This is a genomic window from Arthrobacter sp. NPDC080073 (genome assembly GCF_040686575.1).
Lineage (GTDB): Bacteria > Actinomycetota > Actinomycetes > Actinomycetales > Micrococcaceae > Arthrobacter.
In genome coordinates, this window is sequence record NZ_JBFBKR010000015.1 from 45325 (window position 1) to 60507 (window position 15183).

Genomic DNA, 15183 nt, shown 5'->3' on the forward strand with positions numbered 1-15183 from the left:
AAGAAGAAAATAAGGTCGGAATTGGGCCACTGAGTGGTGTTTCTCCGCAATTGAGTGGCAAAAAGGGGCAAATTAGGTGGCGCCGAGAGGGATCAATGAGTGTCGACGGTCCCAAACTCGCTCGAAAACTCCCCCGACGAGCGGAGCCGGTTCAGCGCCGGAGGTGCTTGGCCGCCCCTTGGCCGGGTAGCCGCCGCTAACCGAGTCCCGTTGGGCGGAGCGCGCCAACCACCCGCAACCAGGGGGTACGCGGGTTTCCTGTGAGTTTCGGAAGAGTTCGGCTACCCGCAATTGAATCTGTCGTGAACGTTTCCGCTGTGAGGCCCCATCGGCGGGACGGAGACCCTCCCCGCAACAAGAATCATCCGGGGGACGCATTCTCGATCGATAAGAACGCAATAGCGAAGGGTCTTATTTTGATGAAAACAGCCAAGAAGAACAGGCTTGCCACAGCAGCGGTCCTGGGGGCCGTGCTCATGGCCGGATCCGCGGTGGCTCCGGCGATGGCCGACGACGCTTCACGCGGTGGCCAGAACGTCCAGGGCCAGCAGGGACCAGAGAGCAACAAGGACCAGGGCGGCCAGGGTGAAACCTCCAAGCATGTCCTGCTGCTTTCGGTGGACGGCCTCCACCAGAAGGATCTGGACTTGTATGTGAAGAACCACCCGACGTCGGCCCTTGCGGCGCTGGTCAACCACGGCACCAGCTACACGCACGCCCAGACTCCGGTGCCTTCGGATTCCTTCCCGGGCCTGGTCGGCCAGCTGACCGGCGGCAATCCCGGGACCACAGGGGTCTACTACGACGACACCTTCAACCGGGCCCTGCTGCCCGCGGGCACAACGGACTGCAAGAACACGGCGCCCGGCGCCGAAGTGGCATTCACCGAAGCCGCAGACAAGAACCAGAACGCGCTCGACGCCGGCCAAGGCTTGCCCGGTCTTCCGGCAAGCATCCTGAACATGACGGGACAGCCCGGCACGCTCCTTGACCCGGCCGCCCTCCCGGTTGACCCGGCAACCTGCAAGCCGGTGTACCCGCACCAGTATTTGAAGGTAAACACGGTCTTCGAAGTCGCCAAGAGCGCTGGCCTGACCACTGCGTGGTCGGACAAGCACCCGGCCTACGAAATCCTGAACGGCCCTTCGGGCAAGGGCCTGGATGACCTGTTCACCCCGGAAATCAACAGCAAGGCCGCTCCGTTCACCGGCGACTGGACGCAGGACAACGCCGCGACCCAGCAGTACGACGGTTACAAGGTCCAGGCCGTGCTGAACGAAATCGACGGCAAGGACCACTCCGGTACCAAGACGGCCGAAGTGCCGGGCATCTTCGGGATGAACTTCCAGGCCGTCTCGACGGCACAGAAGCTCCCGACGTCGGACGGCCTCACCGGCGGTTATCTTCAGGGCGGCACCGTTCCCGGGCCGCTCTTGAGCAAAACCCTGGACTTCGTCAACGCTTCCGTGGGGAAGTTCGAGTCCGCACTGGCCGCTTCCGGCCGCGCCAAGGACACAACACTGATCCTTTCTGCCAAGCACGGTCAGTCACCGATGGATTCTTCGACGCTGACGAGAGTCCCTGACAGCGCAATCATCGACGGCCTGAACGCGGCGTGGAAGTCCGCGCACCCCGGCTCCGCAGACCTCGTCGCGTTCTCTACCGACGATGACATCATGCAGCTGTGGCTTTCGGACCACTCGCAGGCGGCCGCGCAGTTCGCCAAGGACTATCTGGCAGCGCACTCTGCCGCCGGTAACGACATCAACGGAGCTGCCAAGACCGTGACAACCTCGGGGTTGAGCAAGGTCTACGCGGGCAGCGAGGTCGCAAACTACTTCGGCACCCAAACCAGCGACGCACGCTACCCTGACATCCTGGGCATCGCCCAGACCGGGGTGGTTTACACCGGCGGCAAGGCCAAGATCGCCGAACACGGCGGAGCGAGCGCGGACGACCGCGATGTGCCGCTCGTAATCTCCGGTGCCAACGACGAACACGCCCGGACCGTAACCACTGCTGTCGAGACGACGCAGATTGCGCCGACCATCCTGAAGACCCTTGGCTTGGACCCGAACAAGCTGCAGGCCGTGCAGATCGAGGGCACCAAAACCCTCCCTCAGCGCTGATCCAGCGCGCTTCAAACACTGGAGGGGCGCCTCGGCCCGACGGCCGAGGCGCCCCTCCTCTGTACCCATCCGACCCCGGGCAATACGAAATGGACCGTTCCGCCGGCTTTGCCCGCATTGGGCGCCACCCCCCGTCTGCTTACAATCAAACGTCAGCAACTACTGAGGGAACCATGAAGAAAATCACCACAACCCTGCTCGCGGCCGGACTCCTCCTCTCCGCTTCAGCCTGCTCCGCATCGCAGCAGCTGAGCACCGCGGACACCTGCAGCCGGGTCAAGACCGTCATCTCGAACCCCACTAACACCACGGACAAAACGGGAACCATCCGCGTAGCCAACCAGCTCCGCCCGATCGAAGCCGTGTCCTCGGATGAGCTGAAGCCCACCCTGAAGACGCTTGTGGACTATCTGGACGAGTCCTCGAAGGACAACCCTGATACCGCGAAGCTCAATGGGATGAAGAACGATTACCAGAACGCGGGCACCAATTACAGCAAGTACTGCGGCGGCTAAAAGCAGTTTGCATTCCATACCCGGGGGCTGGCCGTGGATGCCCAGCCCTCGGGAGGCTTGCGCACGTTAAAGCGCGGCGTGCTTCCCGAACGGATGGTGGCCCGTGGCTGGCTGTCCGTGGGTCCCCAGCCATTCGGACAGGGCCTCGCGCAGGATCTCGCTGGGCGTGAGGCTGAGCGTTTGTGAAGCCGATTCCAGGGCGCGGTCCAGTTCATCAGGGATCTGGAAATCCAGGGGCGACGGACGGCTGTCTTCCGGCTGCTCGGAAGGCATGCCACTGCCGCGCAACAACCTGCCGACGGCTGGCTTCATGTCGTTTTCTGTCCACGCCGATAGGTGCTCGAAATGACTCACATCTCGTGTCATGATTTTCCTCCCACCAATCAAGCATCCTCCGTTGGCGGGTCGTAGTCACCATCTGCGAGTAATTACTCTCTAACTATCGCGAGGTTTGTCCTTCGGGCATTAAGCGGACCGCCACGGTCGCCGTCGGGTAGCAAGCGGAGGCCGACCGGAGGCCGACCGGGTCCGTTCGAAGACCCAGGAGTCGCGGAACGGACCCGGCGCTCACGCTGAGGGTGAGACCGCGACGGACATCGATCAGCGCAGGGCTGGTGCCGTCAGAGTGATCTTAGGGCTTGGGCCGATTCCGGTCTAGGGAATCGGACGCCTGAGGTTGCAAAAACCCCTCGTTGCAACAGGTAGTCGGCAACTCCCGCCGGATTCGACAGCCCGAGGAGATGCCCGCCGTGCAGGACATCCGGCTCAAGCCCAAGGGACCCCTGCAGAGGCCCTGGCCTGGTCTTTCCCTGCAGGGGGCCGAGTGGGAGGATGCCCTATAGGTGCGGACCAGATTCGAGAAGGACGGGAAACGACATGTCGACCCAGGATTCCGTGGAAACAGAACGCAAGTACGACGCTGACTTGGAAACGCCCCTCCCCGCGTTCGTGGACATCACCGGCGTCGAACGGGTCGCTGACCCGGCAGATCATCAGCTTGAGGCCGTCTACTTCGACACGGACGGCCTCACCCTTGCCAAGCACCGCATCACCTTGCGGCGCCGCACCGGCGGCACCGACTCAGGCTGGCATCTGAAGCTGCCGGCAGACCGGGACACCCGTGTGGAAATCCATGCGCCCCTAGGGCAGCCTGAGGCCGTTCCCGAGGAACTGGCGGAGAGGCTCCTCGTATTCACCCGCGGCGAAGAACTCAGGCCCGTGGCCCGGATCCATACCCGCCGCACTTTGCATCGCCTATACGGCAGCGAGGATGTCACCCTGGCCGACTTCGCGGATGACCATGTGACGGCCGAGACCTTGCACCCAATGCAATTGGAACGGCGATGGCGGGAATGGGAATTCGAACTGGTGCACGGCGATGAAGTCCTGTTTGAGAGTGCGGAGCGCGTTCTGTCAGTGGCCGGCGCAACCCCGTCCGGACATGCTTCAAAACTGGCCCGTGCGTTCGGGACCGCCTGGCCATCCGCCGTGCCCATACCACCAAAAGCGCGCCCGAAGGGTTCCGCGGGAGACGCAGTGGTTGCCTACATAGCCGCACAGATCGCCGAAATCACGGCACTGGACTCCGGAGTCCGGCAAGGCGCCGACGACGCCGTTCACGGCATGCGCTCGGCCGCCCGCAGGCTCCGCTCGACCTTGTCCGCCTACGGCAAGCTCTTCGACGCCGAAGCCGGGGACCAGCTCAAGGCGGAACTGAAATGGCTGACCAAGGTGCTAGGCAAGGCCCGGGATGCGGAGGTGCTGCGCGACCGGATCGGGGAACTGCTGAATGACAAACCCGATGGCGTCGTGCCCGCTTCGGCTGCCACGAGGATCAATGCCGAACTCGAGGAATCTTTCAACGCAGGGTACCGCGGGATGCTCCGCTCCTTGGCAACGAAACGTTATTTCCGGCTTCTGGACGCGCTTGAGAAATTCCGCGACGAGCCTCCTACAAGACCCCGTGCCGGGAAGAAGGCCCGTCCCGTCACAGCCAAGCTCGCCGCGAAAGCGATCAAGCGGGTGCGCCGGTCCCAGAAGGCCGCGAGCCGGGAGGCTGGCGCACAACATGACATGGCGTTGCACCAAATCCGCAAAGATGCGAAGCGGCTGCGGCATGCAGCCGAGGCCCTGCAGGGCGTCCACGGTAAACCCGCAGCGAAGTTGGCCCGTCGCGCCCAAAAGATCCAGAAGATCCTAGGAGAGCACCAGGACAGCGTTGTCAGCCGTTCGGTGCTGCTCCGGCTCGCAAACGATATGGGCGGATCGGTGGAGGACAACTCGCCTTATGGCCCCCTGCTCGCTGCCGAAGAGCAGCGAGCCGCGGACTCCGAGGCCCGCTATGAAAAGCTCGCCAAGAAGAAGCGCTTGAATCCCCTGTGAGGAACGCAACTGTGCGGGTCGGGATTGTGACGGACGGCGCCGGGCGTCAGAGGCTCAGCCTTCGCACTCTACGCAGTACGCGTGGCCGTTCTTTTCACGGGCAATCTGGGAGCGGTGACGGACAAGGAAACACGAGTAGCAGGTGAACTCGTCTTCCTTCTGGGGAACGACCGCGATGATCAGTTCCTCGGCCACGAACTCGCCGCCTGGTACCTCGTTGCCTTCAAAAGCATCGGCCTCGTCCAGCTCCCGTACAACGCTGCGAGCGTCCGGAGCGTTGGCAGACTGCAGTGCCTGAAGTGACGTGCTTTGGGATTCCGCGACGTCGGAGCGGAGTTCGTCGTAATCGGTTGCCACCTGGGGTTATCTCTTCTCTTGTGTGTTTGCTGGCGAATGTGCAACATACACCATGCAGCTGCTATTCCCCACATAATGGAGAAAATCGTGCCCTTATTGTCATGGCAGCTCCCGACGGCGGCACGCGGCTCGAGCGCCCGATCAGGCCTTCCGTCCGCCGTCGCGTCCGCCGCCAGTTCCGCCGTCGCGCCCGACATCGCGGTGGAGGTCGCTGTCCAGCCCGTGACCGCTGGCGAGCTGCGAGAGAAGCGCGCCAAGTTGCGTGGCCTGCTCGTCTGTCAGCGGCGCCAAAAGTTCCGCTTCATGCTGTTCGGCAATCCGGCGCAGTTCGCGCAGTACGCGTTTGCCGGCGTCGGTGAGGTGGAGTTCATAGTTCCGCCGGTCCGTGCTGCTGCGCACCCTCTCCACGAGGCCCCGGTCCTGAAGCGAGTCGATGAGTGAAACCACCCGGCTGGGGACAGCACCGAGCCTGTCCGCAAGGGAGCGCTGGCTCAACCCGGGGGCGCGTCCGAGAAGGCGGATGACACCGGCGTCGCTTGGCGTGAGGCCGATCTCCCGAGTGCGGTCGGCAAAGCGCGACGACGCTACAGCGCCCAGCTGCGACAAGAGAAAGGCAGTCCGTTTCGGCCGGCCCGGTGTGGCTAAGTCCATGGATTCAGAATACATGCTTGACAGAACAATTCTAGAGGTGAACCATTTCAATAGTGACGCAATTACGAAGGTTCAGCACTACGAGAAAGGTTCAGCCATGAGTAGTCGTTCGATTCCCGGCGAAGGCCGTCCAGCCCGGTCAGGCGGCCCACACCCCGGTGTCCTTGCCCTCGTGAGCCTGGGCATTTTCCTCGCCAGCCTCATCACGTCCGCAGTCCTGACAGGCGGCCAAACGTTCGTCTCGCCTTTTGCCTCCACGGGCCAGGTGGCCGCGTTCTTCCAGCAAAACGTCGCTGCCATGAGGGTCGGCGGCATGCTCCAATTCGGCTCCGCCGTGCCGTTGGGGATCTACACGGCCACCGTCTACGCCCGGCAGCTCCGGCTCGGCGTGCGCGTTCCCGGACCGGCCATCGGCTTCTTTGGCGGCGTCAGCGCAGCCATCTTCCTGATGCTGTCGGGTTCCGTGACGTGGCTGCTGAGCCGGCCCGAAATCACCACGGATGTCACCCTCACCCACGCACTCGCATTCCTCGCGTTCATCACCGGAGGGGTCGGATTCGTCGTCGGAATCGGCCTCCTCATGGCGGGCATCGCAGTCCCGGCCCTGATCCTCGGCTTCATGCCCCGTTGGCTGGCGTGGACCGGCCTGGTCATTGCCGCACTGTCCGAATTGAGCTTCCTTTCCATGGCGATCGAGCCTCTTCAGTTCCTCCTGCCGATCGGACGCTTCGGCGGCCTTCTCTGGCTGGTTGCTGCCGGCTTCCTCCTCCCACGCAACCGGGCTGCCGCGAACCAAGAGCCCCGCGGACACGCGCCCGGCCCAAGCCAAACGCGCGGCCCAAGCCGGACAACGCCATGACGACGGCGGATCCCGCCCGGCCGCTGTCCGGCAAGGTCGCGCTCGTCACCGGAGCGAGCCGCGGAATCGGGGCGGAAATCGCCACCGCGCTGGCTGGCGCCGGGGCAGACATCGTCCTTGCCTCGCGTGACGGCGCGGGCTTGTCCGAGAAGGTCGCCGCTATCGCGGCGGCCGGCGGGAGCGCCGTAGCCATCCCCACGGATGTGGGTGATGAGGACTCGGTGAAAGCCCTGATGGCGCAAATCCGGGACCGCTTCGGCCGGCTCGACGTTGCGGTCAACAATGCCGCGGGCGGCGGGCGGCCCCCGGCGCCGCTGGCCGAGTGGGCGAGCGCGGAGTTCGATAGTGCAATCTCAGTCAACCTGCGCGGAGTGTTCCTCTGCCTGAAATACGAAATCGAGCTCATGCTGGCAAGCGGGAGCGGCGGGGCGATCGTGAACATGTCCTCCACAGCAGGCGAACAGGGCGTCGCGGGCATGAGCGGCTATGTGGCGAGCAAGTTCGGCGTCGGCGGCCTGACACGGGTTGCTGCCCTCGACTACGCCTCCAAGGGGATCCGGGTCAACGCGATCGCTCCCGGCCCCATCCTTACGGAGCGGCTTGCAGGAGCGGGCCAGGCCGCCCAAGACCGTGTGGCCGCGGCCGTGCCGCTGGGCCGGATCGGCTCCACGGCCGATGTTGCTGCGGCGGCCCTCTGGCTCTGCTCGGACCAGTCCTCGTTCGTCACTGGAACCGTCCTCGCCGTCGACGGCGGCCGGCTGGCAGGAACGCCCGCGTTCAACACCAAACCGAGCCGCTGAGCCCGGCCTATCCGGAACCGTTCCAGATCCGACGCCACCACGGCCGCTTGACCGCAAGGTCCTGATTTATGGCTTCCTGGACCGCGCTTGCCTGGGCGGCCGCTGCCCGGCGCTCGCGCCAGCGTTCCAGCTCGACGCGGACGTCGCGGGTTTTCGTGATCACCGGAGGGCCGCCCTGGAGCTGGCGCCGCGCGTCGATGACCCGGGCGTTGAAATCCTCGACGAGCTCGCGCACCTGTTTTTCCGAGTACAGCGCATCGAGCTTTGCATCCAGTTCGGCATCCTCGGTCCGGAGCAGAATCGCCTTCGGCCCAAGCCCGCTGAGATGCTCGCGCTGGATGAGGCCTTTGACCCACCAATCGGGATCGTAGCGCTCCCCCAGCCCCGGGATCGGCTTGCCTGCGTACTTCAGGTTGTCGAACTTCCCTTGCGCCATGGCGTCGCGGATCAGGTATTCCACCCGCGCGGCGTCGTCCACCTTCTTGCGCTTCTGCCGCTCTGCTTCCTCGGCGGCCTCAAGTTCGGCTTCTTCCTCGGCCGTCATTCCGGTCGCGCGGACATTCCGTAGCTCCACGGCTCGCTCCAGCCGGCGCTTGAACGCACTGCTTTCGTCGTTCACGGCTAATCACCGCCCTCGCTTGCGGAAATCCTGAATCTGCGTCCTAGTATTCCGCAAACGGCAGACTGCCGGGATGGCTCTCGCGACTACCGCCTCTATTCACACCCAGCTCAGCTCACTAACCTGACTGGTAACGGCTAGTTCAGGAAGAGGGTCACCATGGACGAACAGGGCATTCTGCACCGCATCCAATTGCTGGTGGAGGAGGAGCGGGAACTCCGGGAGAAGGCAGAGGCGGCCCCGCCGGGTCCTGCGCATGCCCCTGACCGCGCACGGCTGGAGCGCATTGAACAGGACCTGGATCAGTGCTGGGACCTGCTGCGGCAACGGCGCGCAAAGAGACAGTACGGGGAGAACCCGAACGAGGCCAAGCCACGGCCCCCGAAACAAGTCGAGGGCTACACCGGCTGAAGCCGCAGGGCGTCCACACGCCCGCCTTCTTTCCCGATGCGCAGGCGCCCCTCATGACACTCCGTGTCATGCTGCAAGAGTGGATACTGGAGAGGTGCCTTCAGACCATACGAAGCCGGCCGGTGCGCGCTCCACCGGACGACCGGCGACAATCGATCCGGACGCCGTGGCCGGCGTCGCGCTCCGGCTTTTTGCCGAGAACGGCTACGAACGAACGTCGATGGAAAACATCGCACGCAAGGCTGGAATCGGGCGGAAGAGCCTGTACCGCTACTTCCCGAGCAAGGCTGACCTAGTCTGGGGCGGCATGGAACCGGTGGTGGAAGCCTCGGGACAGGTGCTGGAGAACGCCCGCACAGCGGGCCCGACCGATGGCGACAATTCCGAGGGCGGCATCCTCGCGGGTTTGCGGGCGGCTGCCATCGCCGGGGCTTCGGCGATCCCGGACCTTTCCGTCACGCGCGGGCGCCTGCGCCTGATTGCGGGGCGCCCTGAGTTGGCGAGCAGAAGCTACGATGCCCTGGCCCCACAGCGGGAACGGGCGTTGCTTTACCTCATGGAGTTGGGCATCAGCGAAAGCGCGGCAGGCTATGTGTGCGCCGCTTATCTCGGGGCGACGTTCGAGGCGTGGATGCAGTGGGCCGCGGGGACGGATTCGGATCCGGTCCCGTATTTGGTTGAGGCCCTGGGAGTGCTGCGGATCCCGGCAGCCCGGCCCTGCGGATAACCTATGCCTGGGAGGGCAAATGACAGTTCGAAGTGCGGGCATTCTGTTGTACCGTCGAAACTCCACTGCGGAATTGGAAGTGTGGATAGCCCACATGGGCGGCCCGTTCTGGGCCCGTAAGGATGCACGCGCCTGGTCTATCCCCAAAGGCGAATACCTCGAAGAGGAGGATCCCTTGGTCGCCGCCAAGCGTGAGTTCGCGGAGGAAATGGGCGTGGCTGCACCCTCTGTCGAATACGTCCAGCTGGGAACTTTCCGGCAACCGTCGGGAAAGCTCATCACAGCCTTCACGGCGGAATCCGACTTCGACCCCGAGAGAATCGTGAGCAACACCTTTGAGCTGGAGTGGCCGCGGGGATCCGGCGTGATCCGGAGCTACCCGGAGATCGACGGCGCCATTTGGGCGACGCAGTCCGTTGCCCGCGCCAAACTGGTGAGCGGGCAGGTGCCGATCCTCGACGCGTTGATCCGGCACCTCGGGAGCGGGGACTGAATCAGCTAACCCTGGACCCGGCTACGCCTGCACGATCGACTCGATGGGCCGCGGGGAAAGTATAGGATCTGCGTGACGGTGGAGAACCTTCCACTCCCCGTCTTCCCATCGGAAAATCGTGGTCACCCGAAGGGGTATCGGGGACACTTCATCAGACCCGCCTACCTTGGCCCGGGCCCGTTCTATTTCAACAATGTACGCAAGCTCGGTCCCGGTATACCCGGAGATTCGCTCGAAACTGATCGGCTCTCCCTGCCTCAACTGTGAAGCTGCCCGGTCCATGGTCTGCTCGACCGCGTTCCGGCCCCGTGCCGGTGGTCCGAGCGGATTGGCGAGCGTGACGTCTTCGCGCTTCGAAAACAGCTTCTTCTGCAGCTCCGAGTCCCCCGTGATGAACGCGTCGAGCGCCCGATGATATTTCTCCACCATCAGATCGAGATCGGACCCGTGCATTGGTTTCTCCACCCTCGCTTTTGCGCCGGCGCGAGTGCCAGGCGCGGCGTGCGTATTCGGTCATAGTGGCACCGTTCACGAAAGGTGTCTACATGCGAATTCCTCGGTTTCCCCGACCGGTCAGGAATGGAGAAGCGCCGCTTCCGGGCCGCGCCTAGAATGGCGGTCATGGACAACATCGTCCACGCCAGCTCGTACCGCAATGACTTCAGGAGTGATCATGAGCGACTCTTCCACCGAGGGAATCAAGACCGTGCTGCACCCCGTTTCCGATCTCGCGGCGGCAAAAGCCGTTTATGCCGCGCTGCTTGGCATACAACCGCAAGCCGACGGACCCTATTACGTCGGCTTCGACGTCGCGGGCCAGCACATCGGGCTGGTGCCGGGCGGCGGTCCCCAACACATGACCTCGCCCGTGGCCTACTGGCACGTTTCGGACATCGAGGCGAAGCTTGCCGAAGTAACTGCAGCGGGCGCCACAGTGAACGAAGCAGCCCACGACGTCGGAGGCGGCCGTTTGGTAGCGACCGTCACCGACCCGGACGGCAACGTCCTCGGACTGCTTCAGGACCCCCAGTAGCCAACCAGACGCCGACGAATACCGCGAACACGACCCGCGTTAAAGATGGAGACATGATGAGCACGGCCACGAGCACGGACACGCAATCGCCTGAGCTGCACATCGCTGACACCCACGATCTGATCCGGGTGCAGGGCGCGCGGGAGAACAACCTCAAGGACATCAGCATCGAGCTGCCGAAGCGGCGGCTGACGGTGTTCACGGGCGTCTCCGGTTCGGGCAAGAGCTCCCTCGTGTTCGCCACGATCGCCGCGGAATCGCAGCGCATGATCAACGAAACGTACAGCACCTTCGTGCAAGGTTTCATGCCGACTATGGCGCGGCCGGACGTGGACCTCCTCGAAGGACTCACGACCGCGATCATCGTCGACCAGGAGCGAATGGGCGCAAACCCCCGTTCCACAGTGGGTACCGCCACCGATGCGAACGCCATGCTGCGCATGCTCTTCAGCCGGCTTGGCCAGCCGCACATCGGATCGCCGCAAGCGTTCTCGTTCAATGTCGCGTCGATCTCCGGCGCGGGCGCGGTCACCGTAGAGCGCGGCGGCACCACGACGAAGGAGCGCCGCAGTTTCAGCATCACGGGCGGCATGTGCCCACGCTGCGAAGGACGCGGCTCCGTCACCGACTTCGATCTGACCGCGCTGTACGACAGCAGCAAGTCGCTCGCAGAGGGCGCGCTCACCATCCCCGGCTACAGCATGGACGGCTGGTTTGGCCGCATCTTCAGCGGCTCCGGCTTCTTCGACATGGACAAGCCGATCAGTAAGTACACCAAAAAGGAACTCCACGACCTGCTCCACAAGGAACCGACCAAGATCAAGGTCGAGGGCATCAACCTGACCTACGAAGGCCTGATCCCGAAGATCCAGAAGTCCATGCTCTCCAAGGACCCGGAGGGAATGCAGCCGCACATCCGTGCCTTCGTGGAGCGGGCGATCACCTTCACCACCTGTCCCGATTGCGGTGGGACCCGGCTCACCGAGGCGGCCCGCTCGTCGAAGATCAAGGGAATCAGCATCGCCGACGCGTGCTCCATGCAGATCAGCGACCTCGCCGAATGGGTGCGGGGTCTGGACGAGCCGTCGGTTGCCCCGCTGCTCAAAGGGCTGCGGCACCTCCTTGATTCGTTCGCTGAGATCGGGCTCGGCTATCTCTCGCTCGACCGGCCGGCAGGAACGCTCTCTGGCGGGGAAGCGCAGCGCACCAAGATGATCCGGCATCTGGGCTCCTCCCTCACGGACGTTACCTACGTCTTCGACGAGCCCACTATCGGCTTGCACCCGCACGACATCCAGCGCATGAACAAGCTGCTGCTGCAACTGCGGGACAAGGGCAACACCGTGCTCGTCGTGGAGCACAAACCGGAGGCGATCGCGATCGCAGACCACGTCGTCGATCTCGGTCCCGGAGCAGGGACCGCCGGTGGCGAAGTGGTCTTCGAGGGCACGCTCGAAGGGCTAAGGTCCAGCGGAACCCTGACCGGGCGTCACCTCGAGGATCGCGCCGCCCTCAAGAAGACGGTGCGGACATCGCGCGGCGCACTCGAGATCCGTGGCGCGAGCGAGAACAACCTGCGCAACGTCGACATCGACATTCCGCTCGGCGTCCTCGTTGTGGTCACGGGTGTCGCCGGTTCGGGGAAGAGTTCGTTGATCCACGGCTCGCTGTCCAAGCGGGACGGCGTCGTTTCGATTGATCAAGGGGCTATCAAGGGCTCCCGGCGGAGCAACCCCGCGACTTACACCGGACTGCTAGAGCCGATCCGCAAGGCGTTCGCGAAAGCCAACGGCGTGAAGCCGGCGCTGTTCAGCGCGAACTCCGAGGGCGCATGCCCCAGCTGCAACGGTGCGGGCGTCATTTACACGGATCTCGGGTTCATGGACACCGTGTCCACCCCCTGCGAAGAGTGCGAAGGCAAACGGTTCCAGGCATCGGTGCTCGAATACCGCCTCGGCGGCCGCAACATCGCTGAGGTGTTGGCGATGTCCGTGAAAGAGGCCGAGGAGTTCTTCTCCGCGGGCGAATCCAGGATCCCGGCGGCCCACGCGATCCTGCAGCGGCTTGCCGACGTCGGGCTCGGCTACCTCAGCCTCGGCCAACCGCTCACGACGCTTTCCGGCGGCGAACGGCAGCGGATCAAGCTGGCCACCCACATGGGCGAAAAGGGCGGTGTGCTCGTTCTCGACGAGCCCACCTCGGGCCTGCACCTCGCCGACGTAGAACAACTGCTCGGCCTGCTCGACCGGCTCGTGGACTCCGGGAAGTCTGTCATCGTCATCGAGCACCACCAGGCGGTCATGGCGCATGCCGACTGGATCATCGATCTCGGCCCGGGAGCAGGTCACGACGGCGGGAAGGTCGTGTTTGAGGGCACGCCCGCCGATCTCGTCGCAGCCCGCTCCACCCTGACCGGCGAGCACCTGGCGGCGTACGTCGGCGGGTGAGCTAGCGGCACGGCTCAGCTCCTGGCAGCGCCCGGTGAATGGATGAAAAGGCTGGCGAGCGCGGTGAGGAGGAGAAGCGACGCCGCGATGATGAAGCTGGTCTGCATCCCGTGGACGAAATCGGCGGGGTCGGCGATGAGCGCGCCGAAGACCGCGATTGCCACCGCGCCGCCCACCTGACGGAACGTGTTGAAGACCGCGCTCGCCGTGCCTGCCTTTTCACTCGGGACGCTCGCGAGCACGACGGCGGTGACCTGCGGCATCGCGATCGATCCGCCCGAACCCGTGAAAACCAGGAAGGTACCGACGAGTAGTGGAGATCCCAGCGGCGCCGCGAGAAGCATCGCGGTGAGTCCCACCACCATGGACGTCAATCCGACGACCACCGGTACCCGCGTCCCGAAGCGGTTCGAGAGGGTACCGCTGACGATGTTGCCGACGATGCTGAACGCCGCGGAAGGAAGGAACGTGAAACCGGCCTGAAGCGGTGTGAGTCCGAGGTGCTGTTGGAGGAAGAGACTGACGACAAAGACGGTACCGAAGTGGCCCACCATGAACGCGAAACCGACCGAGAGCGAGATTCTCATGCCGGTGGAGCGAAACAACTCAAGCGGTATCATCGGGTGCCGGCCGCGTGCCTGGATCACAAGGAAAGTAGCGAGGCTGATTGCCGCGAGGACCAGGCTGCCGATGACGGGCACCGTGCCGAACCCCTCGGTCCCTCCCGTGATGAGGCCGTACATCAACGCCGTCAGGGCAACGATTGCCGCGGCCTGGCCGGCCCAGTCGAACGGAGTTGGCTGTCGAGGGGACGTCGCAACGGAAGCCAGGAGCACCAGCATCGCGACGCACACCGGAAGGTTGATGCCGAACACGAGCCGCCAGTCCAGCGTGGTGAGGAGGCCGCCCACCAAGGGGCCCACTGCTCCGGCCACGGCCCCGCCGACCGCCCAGATCCCGAGGGCATGTGCGCGACGGCGGGGATCGGGAAAGGCTTGCCGAATCAGCGCCATCGACGCCGGCAGCATGATCGATGCCGCACTTCCTTGGAGGAAGCGGGCGGCAATGAGCACTGCCGACGTCGGCGCGAGTGCGCACGCGACCGACGCCACCAGGAACAATGCGATGCCCCATCCCAGCGCCCTTTTAGCACCGATCCGATCCGAGAGGTTCCCTGCGAACAGCAACAACGCGGCGAACATCAGCGTGTAACCGTCGATCACCCATTGCAGGCCCGCCGTTCCGCCCCCGAGTTCCTTGCCGATGCTGGTGAGCGCGATATTGACGATCAGGATGTCGAGGGTAATCAGGAAGAACCCCAGCGAGGCAATGATGAGCGTGAGCCGTGCCCGGGGTGCGTCGCTCATGGCCGAGGGAGGAACCGGAGCCGGCAAAGTGGTTTCGGGACGAGTCATGGTTCAAGGAAACAGCCCTTGCAGAAAACAAGGGAGACTCTGTCCTGAGGGGTACTGGCAGTGACCCCCATCTTTAGCGCCGTTACGGCGAAAGTTGAGCGCCGCCGTCGGGCGTCATGGCGCGTTGCTGCCAGGCCACCGAACCCGAAGCGGCGATCCGCCGGCTACTGTCCGGAGTTCGTCACGATTCACTCGTCCCAAGGCGCTGACACAGCCTCGATGTACTCTTGGTCATCGAGGTGGCGCTCGGCAGCTGCCACGGCGGCAGCCTGCTGGCTTGCTTCAGAGCTTTGTTCGCGCATGCGCTCGCGATACTCGCTGATCCGATCTCTATCTGCCATAGCA

Annotated in this window: 17 protein-coding genes; 10 read left to right on the top strand and 7 right to left on the bottom strand. The window is 64.2% G+C overall.

Going from position 1 to position 15183, the window contains the following annotated elements:
• Positions 1-419: 419 nt before the first annotated feature.
• A complete protein-coding gene (locus AB0O52_RS16500; RefSeq protein WP_364539542.1) occupies positions 420-2129 on the top strand; it encodes an alkaline phosphatase family protein in 1710 nt (569 codons plus the stop codon).
• Between the two features lie 173 nt (positions 2130-2302).
• Entirely contained in the window at positions 2303-2644 is a 342-nt protein-coding gene (locus tag AB0O52_RS16505) for a hypothetical protein (protein ID WP_364539545.1), read from the top strand.
• 66 nt (positions 2645-2710) lie between these two features.
• Here the strand turns inward: AB0O52_RS16505 and AB0O52_RS16510 are convergent, their stop codons facing one another.
• Positions 2711-3010 carry a hypothetical protein gene (locus tag AB0O52_RS16510; protein WP_364539548.1) on the bottom strand — a complete coding sequence of 100 codons (300 nt, stop codon included), beginning with the start codon at positions 3008-3010 and terminating at the stop codon, positions 2711-2713.
• 510 nt (positions 3011-3520) lie between these two features.
• On the opposite strand from AB0O52_RS16510, the gene AB0O52_RS16515 reads away from it, so the two are divergent.
• The gene (locus AB0O52_RS16515) at positions 3521-5026 is read left to right on the top strand and encodes a CYTH and CHAD domain-containing protein (RefSeq protein WP_364539551.1); all 1506 of its coding nucleotides are present in this window, start codon (positions 3521-3523) and stop codon (positions 5024-5026) included.
• Positions 5027-5080: 54 nt separating this feature from the next.
• Here AB0O52_RS16515 and AB0O52_RS16520 read toward each other — a convergent pair whose 3' ends face one another.
• Together AB0O52_RS16520 and AB0O52_RS16525 are read right to left on the bottom strand one after the other, a co-directional pair.
• Positions 5081-5383 (bottom strand): DUF4193 domain-containing protein, encoded by a 303-nt coding sequence (locus tag AB0O52_RS16520; RefSeq protein WP_059389433.1) that lies wholly within the window; start codon positions 5381-5383, stop codon positions 5081-5083.
• Positions 5384-5524: 141 nt separating this feature from the next.
• On the bottom strand, positions 5525-6034 hold the full coding sequence (locus AB0O52_RS16525; RefSeq protein ID WP_364539554.1) for a MarR family transcriptional regulator: 510 nt from the start codon (positions 6032-6034) through the stop codon (positions 5525-5527).
• A gap of 97 nt (positions 6035-6131) precedes the next feature.
• On the opposite strand from AB0O52_RS16525, the gene AB0O52_RS16530 reads away from it, so the two are divergent.
• On the top strand, positions 6132-6893 hold the full coding sequence (locus tag AB0O52_RS16530; protein ID WP_364539557.1) for a hypothetical protein: 762 nt from the start codon (positions 6132-6134) through the stop codon (positions 6891-6893).
• Positions 6890-7693, top strand: coding sequence for an SDR family oxidoreductase (locus tag AB0O52_RS16535; protein ID WP_364539559.1), 804 nt, complete (start codon positions 6890-6892; stop codon positions 7691-7693). Before AB0O52_RS16530 ends, AB0O52_RS16535 begins: the two co-directional genes overlap by 4 nt.
• 7 nt (positions 7694-7700) lie before the next feature.
• Here the strand turns inward: AB0O52_RS16535 and AB0O52_RS16540 are convergent, their stop codons facing one another.
• A complete protein-coding gene (locus AB0O52_RS16540; protein WP_364539561.1) occupies positions 7701-8312 on the bottom strand; it encodes a DUF1992 domain-containing protein in 612 nt (203 codons plus the stop codon).
• A 159-nt stretch (positions 8313-8471) separates the two neighbouring features.
• Between AB0O52_RS16540 and AB0O52_RS16545 the strand changes: the two genes are divergently transcribed.
• The 3 genes from AB0O52_RS16545 to AB0O52_RS16555 all read left to right on the top strand — a co-directional run bounded on the left by AB0O52_RS16545 (position 8472) and on the right by AB0O52_RS16555 (position 9943).
• Complete coding sequence (locus AB0O52_RS16545; protein WP_364539563.1) at positions 8472-8723, top strand: DUF2630 family protein; 252 nt, start codon at positions 8472-8474, stop codon at positions 8721-8723.
• 94 nt (positions 8724-8817) lie between these two features.
• Positions 8818-9450 carry a TetR family transcriptional regulator gene (locus AB0O52_RS16550; protein ID WP_364539565.1) on the top strand — a complete coding sequence of 211 codons (633 nt, stop codon included), beginning with the start codon at positions 8818-8820 and terminating at the stop codon, positions 9448-9450.
• Positions 9451-9469: 19 nt separating this feature from the next.
• On the top strand, positions 9470-9943 hold the full coding sequence (locus AB0O52_RS16555; protein ID WP_364539567.1) for an NUDIX domain-containing protein: 474 nt from the start codon (positions 9470-9472) through the stop codon (positions 9941-9943).
• 21 nt (positions 9944-9964) lie between these two features.
• Here AB0O52_RS16555 and AB0O52_RS16560 read toward each other — a convergent pair whose 3' ends face one another.
• The gene (locus AB0O52_RS16560; RefSeq protein WP_364539570.1) at positions 9965-10396 is read right to left on the bottom strand and encodes a nuclear transport factor 2 family protein; all 432 of its coding nucleotides are present in this window, start codon (positions 10394-10396) and stop codon (positions 9965-9967) included.
• A 220-nt stretch (positions 10397-10616) separates the two neighbouring features.
• On the opposite strand from AB0O52_RS16560, the gene AB0O52_RS16565 reads away from it, so the two are divergent.
• Together AB0O52_RS16565 and AB0O52_RS16570 are read left to right on the top strand one after the other, a co-directional pair.
• A complete protein-coding gene (locus AB0O52_RS16565; protein WP_364539572.1) occupies positions 10617-10976 on the top strand; it encodes a VOC family protein in 360 nt (119 codons plus the stop codon).
• A 56-nt stretch (positions 10977-11032) separates the two neighbouring features.
• Positions 11033-13423, top strand: coding sequence for an excinuclease ABC subunit UvrA (locus AB0O52_RS16570; protein WP_364539689.1), 2391 nt, complete (start codon positions 11033-11035; stop codon positions 13421-13423).
• A 14-nt stretch (positions 13424-13437) separates the two neighbouring features.
• Here the strand turns inward: AB0O52_RS16570 and AB0O52_RS16575 are convergent, their stop codons facing one another.
• Positions 13438-14838 (bottom strand): MFS transporter, encoded by a 1401-nt coding sequence (locus AB0O52_RS16575; RefSeq protein WP_364539575.1) that lies wholly within the window; start codon positions 14836-14838, stop codon positions 13438-13440.
• A 188-nt stretch (positions 14839-15026) separates the two neighbouring features.
• Positions 15027-15179: a hypothetical protein gene (locus tag AB0O52_RS16580; protein WP_364539578.1), complete on the bottom strand. Its 153-nt coding sequence runs from the start codon at positions 15177-15179 to the stop codon at positions 15027-15029.
• Positions 15180-15183: the final 4 nt, after the last annotated feature.

Excerpts from the sequence above, each read along its gene's own strand:
- AB0O52_RS16575 (WP_364539575.1), bottom strand. The coding sequence starts at position 14,838 with ATGACTCGTCCCGAAACCACTTTGCCGGCTCCGGTTCCTCCCTCGGCC.
- AB0O52_RS16545 (WP_364539563.1), top strand. The coding sequence starts at position 8,472 with ATGGACGAACAGGGCATTCTGCACCGCATCCAATTGCTGGTGGAGGAG.
- AB0O52_RS16505 (WP_364539545.1), top strand. The coding sequence starts at position 2,303 with ATGAAGAAAATCACCACAACCCTGCTCGCGGCCGGACTCCTCCTCTCC.
- AB0O52_RS16510 (WP_364539548.1), bottom strand. The coding sequence starts at position 3,010 with ATGACACGAGATGTGAGTCATTTCGAGCACCTATCGGCGTGGACAGAA.
- AB0O52_RS16555 (WP_364539567.1), top strand. The coding sequence starts at position 9,470 with ATGACAGTTCGAAGTGCGGGCATTCTGTTGTACCGTCGAAACTCCACT.
- AB0O52_RS16525 (WP_364539554.1), bottom strand. The coding sequence starts at position 6,034 with ATGGACTTAGCCACACCGGGCCGGCCGAAACGGACTGCCTTTCTCTTG.
- AB0O52_RS16570 (WP_364539689.1), top strand. The coding sequence starts at position 11,033 with ATGAGCACGGCCACGAGCACGGACACGCAATCGCCTGAGCTGCACATC.
- AB0O52_RS16580 (WP_364539578.1), bottom strand. The coding sequence starts at position 15,179 with ATGGCAGATAGAGATCGGATCAGCGAGTATCGCGAGCGCATGCGCGAA.
- AB0O52_RS16535 (WP_364539559.1), top strand. The coding sequence starts at position 6,890 with ATGACGACGGCGGATCCCGCCCGGCCGCTGTCCGGCAAGGTCGCGCTC.
- AB0O52_RS16560 (WP_364539570.1), bottom strand. The coding sequence starts at position 10,396 with ATGCACGGGTCCGATCTCGATCTGATGGTGGAGAAATATCATCGGGCG.
- AB0O52_RS16530 (WP_364539557.1), top strand. The coding sequence starts at position 6,132 with ATGAGTAGTCGTTCGATTCCCGGCGAAGGCCGTCCAGCCCGGTCAGGC.
- AB0O52_RS16500 (WP_364539542.1), top strand. The coding sequence starts at position 420 with ATGAAAACAGCCAAGAAGAACAGGCTTGCCACAGCAGCGGTCCTGGGG.
- AB0O52_RS16515 (WP_364539551.1), top strand. The coding sequence starts at position 3,521 with ATGTCGACCCAGGATTCCGTGGAAACAGAACGCAAGTACGACGCTGAC.
- AB0O52_RS16565 (WP_364539572.1), top strand. The coding sequence starts at position 10,617 with ATGAGCGACTCTTCCACCGAGGGAATCAAGACCGTGCTGCACCCCGTT.